Annotated in this window: 11 protein-coding genes and 1 pseudogene; 3 read left to right on the plus strand and 9 right to left on the minus strand. The window is 57.4% G+C overall.

Features of this window, described 5'->3' with window-relative positions:
* Nucleotides 1–207: 207 nt before the first annotated feature.
* On the plus strand, nucleotides 208–2,391 hold the full coding sequence (gene yccS / locus PMI37_RS11840; protein ID WP_008081016.1) for a YccS family putative transporter: 2,184 nt from the start codon (nucleotides 208–210) through the stop codon (nucleotides 2,389–2,391).
* A 127-nt stretch (nucleotides 2,392–2,518) separates the two neighbouring features.
* On the opposite strand, the gene PMI37_RS11845 is transcribed toward yccS, so the two are convergent.
* Entirely contained in the window at nucleotides 2,519–3,256 is a 738-nt protein-coding gene (locus PMI37_RS11845; RefSeq protein WP_008081017.1) for a substrate-binding periplasmic protein, read from the minus strand.
* A gap of 255 nt (nucleotides 3,257–3,511) precedes the next feature.
* Here PMI37_RS11845 and PMI37_RS11850 point away from each other — a divergent pair, with 255 nt between their 5' ends.
* Entirely contained in the window at nucleotides 3,512–3,964 is a 453-nt protein-coding gene (locus PMI37_RS11850; RefSeq protein WP_008081018.1) for a GNAT family N-acetyltransferase, read from the plus strand.
* Between the two features lie 122 nt (nucleotides 3,965–4,086).
* On the opposite strand, the gene PMI37_RS11855 is transcribed toward PMI37_RS11850, so the two are convergent.
* The 3 genes from PMI37_RS11855 to PMI37_RS11865 all read right to left on the minus strand — a co-directional run bounded on the left by PMI37_RS11855 (nucleotide 4,087) and on the right by PMI37_RS11865 (nucleotide 7,121).
* A complete protein-coding gene (locus tag PMI37_RS11855) occupies nucleotides 4,087–4,383 on the minus strand; it encodes a winged helix-turn-helix domain-containing protein (RefSeq protein WP_008081019.1) in 297 nt (98 codons plus the stop codon).
* 77 nt (nucleotides 4,384–4,460) lie between these two features.
* Nucleotides 4,461–4,952, minus strand: a complete 492-nt coding sequence (locus tag PMI37_RS11860; protein WP_008081020.1) for a M48 metallopeptidase family protein — start codon at nucleotides 4,950–4,952, stop codon at nucleotides 4,461–4,463.
* A gap of 45 nt (nucleotides 4,953–4,997) precedes the next feature.
* The gene (locus tag PMI37_RS11865; protein WP_008081021.1) at nucleotides 4,998–7,121 is read right to left on the minus strand and encodes a putative bifunctional diguanylate cyclase/phosphodiesterase; all 2,124 of its coding nucleotides are present in this window, start codon (nucleotides 7,119–7,121) and stop codon (nucleotides 4,998–5,000) included.
* Nucleotides 7,122–7,442: 321 nt separating this feature from the next.
* On the opposite strand from PMI37_RS11865, the gene PMI37_RS11870 reads away from it, so the two are divergent.
* Nucleotides 7,443–8,111: a polysaccharide lyase family 7 protein gene (locus PMI37_RS11870; RefSeq protein ID WP_008081023.1), complete on the plus strand. Its 669-nt coding sequence runs from the start codon at nucleotides 7,443–7,445 to the stop codon at nucleotides 8,109–8,111.
* A 239-nt stretch (nucleotides 8,112–8,350) separates the two neighbouring features.
* On the opposite strand, the pseudogene PMI37_RS32485 reads toward PMI37_RS11870, so the two are convergent.
* The 5 genes and pseudogenes from PMI37_RS32485 to PMI37_RS11890 form a co-directional block, all read right to left on the minus strand.
* Nucleotides 8,351–8,457, minus strand: a pseudogene (locus PMI37_RS32485) (DUF6124 family protein); the annotation flags it as partial.
* A gap of 1,242 nt (nucleotides 8,458–9,699) precedes the next feature.
* Nucleotides 9,700–10,764, minus strand: coding sequence for a class II fructose-bisphosphate aldolase (gene fba, locus PMI37_RS11875; RefSeq protein WP_008081027.1), 1,065 nt, complete (start codon nucleotides 10,762–10,764; stop codon nucleotides 9,700–9,702).
* A gap of 245 nt (nucleotides 10,765–11,009) precedes the next feature.
* Complete coding sequence (locus PMI37_RS11880; protein WP_008081029.1) at nucleotides 11,010–11,342, minus strand: MliC family protein; 333 nt, start codon at nucleotides 11,340–11,342, stop codon at nucleotides 11,010–11,012.
* A gap of 57 nt (nucleotides 11,343–11,399) precedes the next feature.
* On the minus strand, nucleotides 11,400–11,621 hold the full coding sequence (locus PMI37_RS11885) for a hypothetical protein (RefSeq protein WP_007913756.1): 222 nt from the start codon (nucleotides 11,619–11,621) through the stop codon (nucleotides 11,400–11,402).
* Nucleotides 11,622–11,655: 34 nt separating this feature from the next.
* The gene (locus tag PMI37_RS11890; RefSeq protein ID WP_008081033.1) at nucleotides 11,656–12,819 is read right to left on the minus strand and encodes a phosphoglycerate kinase; all 1,164 of its coding nucleotides are present in this window, start codon (nucleotides 12,817–12,819) and stop codon (nucleotides 11,656–11,658) included.
* Between the last annotated feature and the right edge of the window lie 6 nt (nucleotides 12,820–12,825).

A 12,825-nucleotide genomic window follows, 5' to 3' on the forward strand; every position in this document is an offset into this window, starting at 1 on the left:
CTGCCGAAGGCTCGGGCCGCGATCGGACGATCTTTTGATCCTGTTTTTTAAGATCAAGATCAAAAGATCGCAGCCTTCGGCAGCTCCTACAAGGGGTCGCGGGGCGATCAAGGAACACTTTTTGCTGTCAGATGTGATCGGCGCCATTGCGCCGGCGTCATTACTGGCTCAATTTAGCGGCATCGCCTCGGAAGGCCTTCGCACTTCATGTCCTCGACCTCGTTTCGTCAGTCTTTGCGGCGCCTGTGGGCGCTGGATAAATTCAGCTACAGCGTGCGGGTGTTCATCGCCCTGACCGGCAGCATGGCGCTGTGTTGGTATCAGGATGAAATGGGCCTGCTGATCCCGTTGTTCCTCGGCATCATCGCCAGCGCCCTGGCCGAAACCGACGACAGTTGGCAGGGCCGCCTCAACGCCCTCGCCGTGACGCTGGTGTGTTTCAGCATCGCCGCGCTGTCGGTGGAATTGCTCTTCCCCTACCCCATCGTGTTTGCCATTGCCCTGGCGCTGGCGAGTTTCGGCCTGACCATGCTCGGTGCGCTCGGCGAGCGTTATGGGGCGATTGCTTCGGCGACGCTGATTCTGTCCGTGTACACGATGATCGGCGTCGATCAACGCGGTGGCGCGGTCACCGATTTCTGGCACGAACCGATGCTGCTGGTCGCAGGTGCGGCGTGGTACGGCTTGCTCTCGGTGGTGTGGCAGGCGCTGTTTTCCAACCAGCCGGTGCAGCAAAGTCTGGCGCGGTTGTTCCGTGAACTGGGTTTTTACCTGAAGCTCAAAGCCTCGTTGTTCGAGCCGATCCGCCAGTTGGACGTCGAAGCCCGGCGCCTGGAGCTGGCGCAACAAAACGGCCGCGTGGTCGCTGCACTCAACAGCGCCAAGGAAATCATTCTGCACCGGGTCGGCAATGGTCGCCCAGGCTCGAAAGTCAGCCGCTACCTGAAGCTGTACTTCCTCGCGCAAGACATTCACGAACGCGCCAGCTCTTCGCACTATCCGTACAACGCCCTCGCTGATGCGTTTTTCCACAGTGACGTACTGTTCCGCTGTCAGCGCCTGCTGCGCCAACAAGGCAAAGCCTGCCGCGCGCTGGCCGAATCGATCCAGATGCGCCAGCCGTTCACCTACGACGCGAGCTTCGCGGAAGCGCTGAGCGACCTCGACGCTTCCCTCGAACACCTGCGCATCCAGAGCAACCCGGCCTGGCGCGGATTGCTGCGCTCGCTGCGCGCACTGGCGGCCAACCTCGGCACCCTCGACCGTTTGCTCAGCGACGCGAGCAACCCCGACGCCCTGGCCGATGCGACCGACAGCAGCCTGCTCGACCGCTCGCCGCGCAACTTCAAGGACGTCTGGATTCGCCTGCGCACGCAACTGACGCCGACGTCGCTGTTGTTCCGTCACGCCCTGCGCCTGCCGCTGGCGTTGATCATCGGCTATGGCATGGTGCATCTGATTCACCCGTCGCAAGGCTACTGGATCATCCTCACCACGCTATTCGTCTGCCAGCCGAACTACGGCGCCACCCGACGCAAACTCGGTCAGCGGATCTTCGGCACGGCCATCGGCCTGACCGTGGCCTGGGCGCTGTTCGATCTGTTCCCGAGCCCGTTGGTGCAGTCGTGTTTCGCCATCGCCGCCGGCGTGGTGTTCTTTACCAACCGCACCACCCGCTACACCCTGGCGACTGCAGCGATCACCATCATGGTGCTGTTCTGCTTCAACCAGGTGGGCGACGGTTACGGGCTGTTCCTGCCACGACTGTTCGATACCCTGCTCGGAAGTTTGATTGCCGGGCTCACGGTGTTCCTGTTCCTGCCGGACTGGCAGGGTCGACGCCTGAACAAAGTGCTGGCCAACACCCTGACCTGCAACAGCATCTATTTACGGCAGATCATGCAGCAATACGCCGCCGGCAAGAGCGACGACCTCGCCTACCGTCTGGCCCGGCGCAATGCGCACAACGCCGATGCGGCGCTGTCGACGACGCTGGCGAACATGCTCATGGAGCCGGGGCATTTCCGTAAGGAAGCGGATGTCGGTTTCCGTTTCCTGGTGCTGTCGCACACGTTGCTGAGTTATCTGTCAGGGCTGGGCGCGCATCGCGAGACTCAATTGCCGGCGGAGGTGCGCGAGCATCTGATTGATGGCGCCGGGGTGAAGCTGGCGGCGAGTATCGATGAAATCGCCCAAGGGCTGGCGAGCAAGCAGCCGGTGGCGATTCAGAGCGACGAGGAAGAAGCGCTGGCCAATGAGCTGGAGCAGATGGCCGATGAGATTGATGAAGGGCAACGGTTGGTGCAGACGCAGTTGGCGTTGATCTGCCGGCAGTTGGGGCCGTTGCGCACTTTGGCGGCGCACCTGATCAAGGATACCGCTGAAGTTTGAGTTGCCTTGGCGAGCCTCATCGCTGGCAAGCCAGCTCCCACAGGATTTGTATACACCGCGAACCCTGTGGGAGCTGGCTTGCCAGCGATGAAGCCATCAGCAACAACACAACCCTGAAATCAGAAACTCACATCCCATGCTGCCTCAACAATTTGTCATAACTCCCATCCGCCTTCATCGCCGCAATCGCCTTATCAAACCCCGCGACAATCTGCTCATGCTGCGGATTCTTCAGGCTGACCAAAATATGCAGGCTGTTCTCACTCAACGGCTTGGGCAAAAACTCCACCGCGTTGCGCACTTTGGCGGATTCCCGCGCCAGGTAATACTTGGCCACGTACTCATCCTCCAGCGTCAACTTGACCCGATCCGCCGCGAGCATGCGCACGGCCATGGCAAAGTTATGCACAGGCACTTTCTGCAGTGCGGTGTCGGCATCGAACGGCGCTGAATAGGCATAACCGCGCACCACCGCAATCGGATAGGTGTGCAGTTGTTGCAGATTGGCATAGTCGAGTGGCGTGTCTTTGCGCTTGAGAAACCGGATGCGGTTGAGCAGGTATTCCCCGGAAAACTCCCCGAGCCTGGTCCGCTCGTCGTTGTACCAGGCGTTGACCAGCACATCGTAACGGCCCTCACCAACCCCCAGCAGCGCCCGCGCCCAAGGCACCTGCTCATAACCGCTGGCATAACCGGCCCGGGCCAGCGCGGTGCTGACAATGTCGGTGGCCAGGCCACCATTGACCAGCGTGTCGTCGGTAAAGGGCGGCCAGATATCAAACACCAGCCGCAGCTTCTCCGCTGCAGCGCTTTGACTCAGCAACAGCAATCCGATCAAAGCAAAGGCTCGATGCAATCGCGGCATGCTTGAAAATCCTTAGCGGGCGGGCTGCCCAGCGTGTTTTCAGTCAAAACCCCAAGGCCCCTTACCGGCGAAACCCAGGCACTAACATTAGCTCAATGGAGCCAAGGCACTGCGCCCTCCAGCAGATTACACAAAGAAGTCATCCGTGCGAGAAAGGAATGATGGCATTTTGACCTTTGTCACAGACTCTTACGCCATACAGACATCTTTGGCGCGGGCGCTTAGTATCGGGCGACACGTTCAAGGAATCGGCACATGACAATCGAGTGGGTCTGCAAACATCACAGTGATCTGGGCAAGGAACAGTTGTACGCGCTATTGAAGCTGCGGTCGGACGTGTTCGTGGTCGAACAGAAATGTGCCTATCCGGACCTCGACGGCCAGGATCTGGAAGGTGATACCTATCATTTGATGGGGTGGGATGACGACCAGTTGATGGCTTATCTGCGTCTGCTCGACCCGGAGTCTCAGGGCGGTGACGTGGTGATCGGCCGCGTGATTACCGCGCCGCAAGGTCGAGGCAAAGGGCTGGGGCACGAGATGATGGAACAGGCGCTGAAACAGGCCGAGAAGCATTGGCCGCAAGTGCCGATCTATCTGTCGGCGCAGGCGCATTTGCAGGGGTATTACGGTAAGTACGGGTTTGTTGTGGCGGGTGAGGAATATCTTGAGGATGACATTCCGCATATCGGCATGCGTCGTTCTTAAGGGCCTCATCGCTGGCAAGCCAGCTCCCACAGGTTCAACGGTGAACACAAATTTTGTGTCCGACTGATAAGCCTGTGGGAGCTGGCTTGCCAGCGATGGCGTCAGCTCGATCACTGCAAGAATTAAGGATACTCAAGCACAGCCTTGATCTGCCGCAGATTGCGCTCGATCCACCCACGATCAATCGCCCCCCACTCACGAATCCGGTAGCGCCCGGCATGGTTGCGTGCGCCCTCTTCCTGCTCGAACTCACAAACAATATCCAGATCGGCCAGCGCCGCGATGGTGTCCTGCGCGGTGCGCCGGGGCATGCCGGTGACGTCGGTCAGCGTCGGGACGCTGGGGGCCAGGCCGCTGTCGATCAGGTAGGCCACATACAAACGGCGGTAGAAACTGCTTTTGGTCTTGCTTACGTCCATGCATGGGCCCCGTTGATTAGAAAGTCAAAAGATCGCAGCCTTCGGCAGCTCCTACAGAGGCTGTGATTTTTTGATTTTTATTGCATGTCGCGCCAGGTCAGGTACACGCGCAGATCAAACTCGATCTGGTGATACCCCGGCAGCATGTGCTCGCACAATTTATAAAACGCCTTGTTGTGATCCGACTCTTTGAAATGCGCCAGTTCATGCACGACGATCATTTTCAGAAAGTCCGGCGCGGCCTCCTTGAACAACGAGGCGATACGAATTTCTTTCTTGGCCTTGAGCTTGCCGCCCTGCACCCGCGACACCGTGGTGTGCAGGCCCAACGCGCGGTGGGTCAGGTCGAGACGGTTGTCGAACAGCACCTTGTCGATGGCCGGGGCGTTGCGCAGGTATTCCTGTTTCAGGTCCAGCGCGTAGCTGTACAACGCCTTGTCGCTCTGCACGTCGTGGCGTCCCGCATAGCGTTGATTCAGGTATTCACCCAGACGCCCTTCGGCGATCAATTGGCGCACCTGATCCTGCAATTGCGCGGGATAGGCCTGGAGGTACTTCAACACAGTCATGGACGGGCGACACGGTTCGAAAAAAGGTGCGCCAGTGTAGCGAATTCAACCGGGCAGCGCGCTCCAGTCGAAAGGCTCGGCGAAGCTGGCGGCGTCTTCGGCGATCAACGGCCGCGCGACGAGGAAACCTTGCACGTACTCGCAGCCGTGGGCTTGCAGCCATTGGTATTGCTCGACGGTTTCGACCCCTTCGGCAATCACCAGCAAACCGTATTCCTTGCACAGACTGATGACTGTGCTGACCAGCGAGGCGTCCCTTTTGGAGTCCGGCAATCGCGCGATGAGATGACGATCAATTTTTAGCGTATCGAGTTCCAGATCGCGCAGATGCGCCAACGAGCAAGGCCCGGAGCCGAAATCATCCAGCGCCACGCGCACACCGAGATTACGCAGCAAGCGCAGTTGCTTGCGGGTTTCGTCGGGGTTTTGCATCAGCGCTTCTTCGGTCACTTCGACTTCCAATTGCCGAGGCTGCAACGCGTGGCGCTCCATCACCTGACGCAACTCGGTGACCAGATTCGGCAAGCTGAATTGGGTGTTGCTCAAGCTCACACCAAGTACCAGATCCTCAGCGAACAGGGTTTCCCAGGCTTTGCGCTGACCGGCACCGCGATGATAGATCCAGCTGCCCAGCCGGCTGATCAACCGCGCCTCTTCCAGCAACGGCAAAAACAGCCCCGGCGGCACATCGCCGACGCTGGGGTGCTGCCAGCGCAGCAGTGCTTCAAATCCACGGATCTGGCCAGTGTCGATGGCCACCTGCGGCTGGTAGACCAGATTGAAATCGCGGTTCTCGATGGCGGTGCGCACGCTCTCTTCAAGCATCAAGCGCGAGCGCGCGCGACCGTTCATTTCGTGATCATAGAAGCGATACTGCTGACGCCCGGCGCGCTTGGCTTCATACATGGCGATGTCGGAGGCACGCAGCAAACCGTCGAGGTTGGAACCGCAATCCGGGAACGTCGCGATGCCGATGCTGGCGCCGAGAGCGATGTCGAGTCCTTCGATTTGCTGACAGATCGACACACGCTCGATGAGTTTTTCTGCAATTTTCGCCGCTTGCTCGGGAAACTCCAGATCCAGCAACGCGGTGAATTCATCGCCGCCCATGCGCGCAAGAATGTCGAACGGGCGCAGGCACGCCTTCAATTGCTCGGAGACCCAGCGCAACACGCGGTCGCCGGCATCATGCCCCAACGAGTCGTTGACCCGTTTGAAACCGTCGAGATCCAGGTACAACAGCACCCAACTGCTGTCGCTGCGTTCGCCGCGCAACAGCAGGTTTTCCACCGTCTGGTAAAAGCCTCGGCGATTGAGCAGGCCGGTCAGTGGATCCGTCACGGCCTGAAACTCGAGCTGTTGGTGCAAGTGGCGCACCACCGACATGTCGAGCACCGTCACCACCATCGCATGTTGTTCGCTGGGCAGTGCCGCGCAGGACAAGGCCACCGGCACCTGCTGGCCGGGCGCAGTGCGCAAAAACGCGTCGTGCAGTCTTAATGTTTCGCCACGTTTGTAACTGGCGTAGAAATCGGAATCGGCCCACAGCGGAATATGCGGTTTCTGCAGGTAATCGAGAAACTCCTGACCCTCCAGCTCCTTCACGGGCGCATTGAGCAGCCGCGAGATCGCCGGATTGGCAAAGCGGATCAAACCGTCCTCACCCACCACCAGAATCCCCTCGGCGGCGTTATCCAGCACCGAGGCATTGAAGGCTCGCGCCACTTCCAGGTCATGGCTCAAACGCTGCAAAGCACGGCGGTTACGCTGGTGCTCCAGCAATGCCTGCACTTTGGGCTTGAGAATCTGCGGGTCGAACGGTTTGAACAGGTAATCCACCGCGCCACTGGCATAGCCCTTGATCACGGCATCCTGGGATTGCTCGTTGGCGGTGAGAAAAATAATCGGCGTAAGCCGCGTGCGCTGGCTGCCGCGCATCAGCCGTGCGACCTCGAAGCCATCCATGCCCGGCATCTGCACATCCAGCAGCACCAGATCGACATCGTGTTCGAGCAACAGACTGAGCGCCTCGAAACCGGAGGCAGCGGTGATGACCTGCCAGTCCTGGCGTTGCAGCAACGCGCGCATGCTGATCAGGTTTTCAGGGTAATCATCAACGATTAAAAGGACAGAGCTGCCTTCACCTGGCTGGGGTTGCGCGCATTCCATGCTGCTTCTCTTGTCGGGACTACAGGCCGGTTCCGGTAAAAACCGTACACATACTGAGCGTTCACTCTAGTCCGGGATCCGTAAAAGCAGTAGCTGTCATCAGGCCATCATTTCGCCAAAGCTGCGATTTACCGACTAACGGTCACCGCTACAGCCCCCGGAATTCGGCAAAGATGGCATTTCGACAGGATGTTGACGTCAATCATCTGCCAAACGGGCGTTAACAAAAAACATCACTACGCTTATAAAGACCGCCCCCAAAAGGCGCGGACTAGAGCTTCTGGCACCCGCGTTCAGGATGAACTGAGTGGAACAACCGACATGATCGATCTCGCAACCTGGAACCTCAGCGTTCCCGTCGGCAGCCCGCCATACACCGTTGAAACCTCGAAGCTGGTAAAAGGCTTCAAGGATCAGTACTTCCATTCCGACACCGGCACCTTGTTCTTCTGGTCACCGGTTACCGGGTCAAAAACCGAAAACGCCATTTATCCGCGTACTGAACTGCGCGAGACCTACAGCAACGGCACGCTGCGCAATTGGTACTACCCCGACGCCGACAACTTGCTGCGCGCGACGGTTACGGTCAACAAAGTGCCGAGCTCCGGCAAAATCGTCATCGGCCAGATTCACGCTTATGAAAGCCAGAAGCCGATGGTCAAACTCGAATACCAATACAAGACCAAAACCGAGACCGGCAACCTGGTGATCAAAGTCCGCATGCACCCGGACGAGGATGAAAGCCGCGTTATCACCTTGGCGACCGGGATCAAACTGGATCGCGAATTCAACTACCTCATTCACTTGAGCCCCGGCGGCGCACTCGGCATCAGCGCGGCGGGTTATCAGTGGGATTCACAGATCAGCGCGACTTGGCGCAATAAACCGCTGTATTTCAAGGCTGGAGTGTATGTGCAGGACAACACCGGCTATACCAGCGAAGGCGGCCAGGTCACCTTCTCCAAACTCGACATCGATCACGATAAATAACTTCGCCGAGCCCCCCCTGTGGGAGTTGGCTTGCCAACGATGACGGCCTCAAAGTCACCTAATTTCCTAAGGTTCACATCCGATCCAACTGTAGGAGTGAGCCTGCTCGCGATGACGGACCAATATCCAGCATCTGTGGTGCCTGAACCACCGCCATCGCGAGCAGGCTCACTCCTACAAAGGTTCAACTGGGTGTTACAGACTGCGCCACTTCCACATTATCCAGCACCCGATTTACGGTAGTGATCGAACGCACGCTCGGCAGCGTCTGGAGCGTTCTTGAATCGATGGATTCGTACGGGGATGTGCAATCGCCTTCAGGCGGATTGGGTGTTGGTTTGATCATCGTGAAACTCCAAGTGATGCATTGAGCTGCCACTGATCGCTGCGACCCGACGAACAACCGACGCGAGTTGTCGGAATATTCCCGTTCACCGCTGACATATGTAGGACGTTGCCCAACTCTCATAGCCATCGGATCCATTAATCTAATGACAACCACTTCGGGGGTACAATCTTTCGTGTACGTCACATTTACCCAAGAATGTTGCAAATAAGGAACATGGATTATTTTTTTCGATAAGCCACCATTCACTTGGGCAACTCTTCGACAGCGCATCACTGAGTCTTAAGTTTTTAATAGGAGTGGTGACATCTATTTGAACAATCGAACCCATCTATTCCGAGCCTACGTAACGTTATGCTATCTAACCTTTGTGCGCGAAATCGTAAACCCCACTGCAGACATCAAAATATTTTACATTAAACTTAGCAAGTAGCTAGCCAATGCCTCCAGCCAGAAGAAGTGTGCCAGAGGCTGAATGTATATTGAAATCGACCAAAAAATGAGCATATCGAAAACTCCTATTTCATCGACCCCAGGCAGCACGGCTTACCTTTTATACATAAATCGTTGTCTTAGCCATGTCTAACGCGTTTAGAAATTAACTAAATCCGCGATTTCTATACAACCTTCAGCCAAATATATTTATGCAAATAACGCCAGCTCGCCAGTCACGTAATAGCAAAAAACTATAAAGAACTGTCATTTATCACAGGGTACAAAATTCAACATCTGCTTTAACATCCTCCCTTCATAGCAGGCAAATATTCATTCACTACGCTTTAGAAAGGAAAATTCAAATAAAAAGGGATGAATCAATTAAAAGTTTTATCGATAATTTTTTTAAGCCGATGTTTGACAGAGTCGCAGGCAATCACGGACTTGATAACCAAACTTGCCTAGACACCTCAGCCACTTCTAACAAACAAAGTGCACCTGGTAAATATGTTAATTTTTCCAAGGCTGCTTATATTTATGGAAATCGTAACAGCAACCCCGGGCAACGCTTTTACATCCCGCCTGGTGGCACCTCCGATTCTGACCGAGAAGAGGCCTGCAATATTCTTTGCAGAATCATAAACGGTGGGTATACAAACCCAGACGGTTCAATATATAGCAACCATGCATTCGAAAATGACTATTTCGCCTGGGCCAATAAACCTTAGCAAGATTAAAATAGTGAAGTAAAAAAACAAAAAACCCGCCTCTCGGCGGGTTTTTTGATTCAGCTAAAACACCAGCGGCTTAGTTAACCTTAGCGTTCAACTCACCTTTCAGATAACGCTGATACATCGCTTCCAGCGAGATCGGTTTGATCTTCGAAGCATTGCCCGCAGTACCGAACGCTTCATAACGAGCGATACACACATCACGCATCGCAGTCACGGTCGCGCCGAAGAATTTACGTGGGTCGAATTCGCTCGGGTTGGTGGCCATCAGGCGACGCATCGCACCGGTGGATGCCAGGCGCAGGTCGGTGTCGATGTTGACCTTGCGCACGCCGTGCTTGATGCCTTCGACGATTTCTTCAACCGGTACGCCGTAGGTTTCTTTGATGTCGCCGCCGTACTGGTTGATGATCGCCAGCCACTCTTGTGGCACCGAGGACGAACCGTGCATCACCAGGTGGGTGTTCGGGATGCGCTTGTGGATTTCCTTGATGCGGTCGATCGCCAGCACGTCACCGGTAGGTGGCTTGGTGAACTTGTAGGCGCCGTGGCTGGTGCCGATGGCGATGGCCAAGGCATCGACCTGAGTGCGTTTTACGAAGTCAGCGGCTTCTTCCGGGTCGGTCAGCATTTGGCTGTGATCCAGAACGCCTTCGGCGCCGATGCCGTCTTCTTCACCGGCCATGCCGGTTTCCAGCGAACCCAGGCAGCCCAGCTCGCCTTCTACCGAAACGCCGCAGGCGTGAGCCATGGCCACGGTTTGTTGGGTAACGCGGACGTTGTAGTCGTAGTCGGTCGGGGTCTTGCCGTCTTCGCCCAGCGAGCCGTCCATCATCACCGAGCTGAAGCCCAGTTGGATCGAGCGCTGGCAGACGTCTGGGCTGGTGCCGTGGTCCTGGTGCATGCACACCGGGATGTGCGGGAATTCTTCGATCGCGGCCAGGATCAGGTGACGCAGGAATGGCGCGCCGGCGTATTTGCGAGCGCCGGCCGAAGCCTGAACGATCACCGGGGAGTCAGTCTTGTCAGCGGCTTCCATGATGGCGCGCATCTGCTCAAGGTTGTTGACGTTGAAGGCTGGAACGCCGTAGCCGAATTCGGCTGCGTGGTCCAACATCTGGCGCATGCTGATAAGTGCCATTGTGTGTGTCTCTCCCGGTTGAGGGTCGTTAATCGTGCCAGCCTGCCGGAGCGGCGGCGGCTATTCAAGTGATTGCAGATCGGGGGTTGAGGCCCGGCCTGGTGATTCGATAAAGCCAATTCTTCAGAACTGCGCAGAACCCTTGTAGGAGCAAAGCTTGCTCGCGAATGCGCTGGCACATTCACTGTTGATGCAAGCTGAACCAGCGCTTTCGCGAGCAAGCTCTGCTCCTACAGGTGTTGCAATTACTCGGCTTTGCAGCCGCGGCCGATCAGGTCATTGGTGGCGACCCAGTACACCAGGCCTTCCTCACCCTTGACGTGAAACGCCAGCATGCCGTCGCTGTACAGCGTGCCCGAAGCGCCCGGCTCTTCTTTCAGGCGATAGACCTGATCGCCGCCACCCAGTCGAACGTCGACTTCCTTCTGGCCGGCATCGGCGTAACGCCACAGCACTTTGGCCTGGCTGTCGCAGGTCCAGGTCGTCCAGTTATCCGCCGGGGCAGACGACTGGAACAGGTTCAACTGCGCGCAACCGCCCAACAATGCCAACGCCGCAATGGCGATCAAGCCTTTCATCCGTGTTCCTCGACTGACGGCGCACGCCGCCAGCCCTGAGTTAAAGAGTCAGACCCGTCAAGGACAACCATGTTCCTTGGCCGGGGTTTGCGTCTCGTATTTGTCCAGACCGTCCGGCCCCGAGCGCTTGTTCAGCACCGGGTTGGTTTCAGCCTGCCAGTCGGCCTGATAGCAGCCCTTCTGCGACTCGCTCGGTGCCGGCGTCGCTTCGGCCTTCGGGTTACTCCCGCAGGCCGCCAGCGTACCGGTCAGCAACAACAGCGCTAACGACTTGACCATGTAAACACTCCTTTGCCTGGCCAAACGGGCGGCCTCAGGCCTTGGCCCGGCTTTCCAGGACTTCAACGGCTGGCAGCACTTTGCCCTCGACGAATTCGAGGAACGCGCCACCACCGGTGGAAATGTAGGAGATTTGCTCAGCCACGCCATACTTATCGATCGCGGCCAGAGTGTCGCCACCGCCAGCAATGGAGAACGCCGAGCTTTCAGCGATGGCTTGGGCCAGCACTTTGGTACCGTTGCCGAACTGGTCGAATTCAAACACGCCGACCGGGCCGTTCCACAGAATGGTTTTCGACGATTTCAACAGTTCGGCGAAGTTGGCTGCGGTTTGCGGGCCGATGTCCAGAATCATGTCGTCGGCAGCAACGTCAGCGATCAGCTTGACGGTGGCTTCTGCGGTTTCAGCGAATTCTTTGGCAACCACAACGTCAACCGGCAGCGGTACGCTGACTTTCGCAGCGATGGCGCGCGCGGTGTCGAGCAGATCTGGCTCGTAAAGGGATTTGCCAACCGGGTGACCGGCCGCCGCGAGGAAAGTGTTGGCGATGCCGCCGCCGACGATCAGTTGATTGCAGATCTGGCTCAGGCTGTTCAGCACGTCGAGTTTGGTCGACACCTTGGAGCCGGCAACGATGGCTGCCATTGGCTGAGCCGGTGCGCCCAGCGCTTTACCCAGTGCATCCAGTTCAGCGGCCAACAGTGGGCCAGCAGCGGCGACTTTGGCGAACTTGGCCACGCCGTGGGTCGAACCTTCGGCGCGGTGAGCGGTGCCGAACGCGTCCATCACGAACACGTCGCACAGGGCGGCGTATTGCTGGGCCAGTTCGTCAGCGTTCTTTTTCTCGCCTTTGTTGAAGCGCACGTTTTCGAACAGCACGATGTCGCCGGCCTTGACGTCAACGCCACCGAGGTAATCAGCCACCAGCGGCACTTCACGGCCCAGCGCTTTGCTCAGGTAGTCCGCGACAGGCTTGAGGCTGTTCTCGGCGGAGAACTCGCCTTCGGTCGGACGGCCAAGGTGCGAGCAGACCATCACGGCCGCGCCTTTTTCCAGGGCCAGCTTGATGGTCGGCAGCGAAGCCAGGATACGCGCATCGCTGGTGACAACACCGTCCTTGACTGGGACGTTGAGGTCTTCGCGGATCAATACGCGCTTACCTTGCAGATCGAGGTCGGACATCTTCAACACGGTCATGGGTCG

The sequence above is a fragment of the Pseudomonas sp. GM80 genome (assembly GCF_000282515.1).
Lineage (GTDB): Bacteria > Pseudomonadota > Gammaproteobacteria > Pseudomonadales > Pseudomonadaceae > Aquipseudomonas.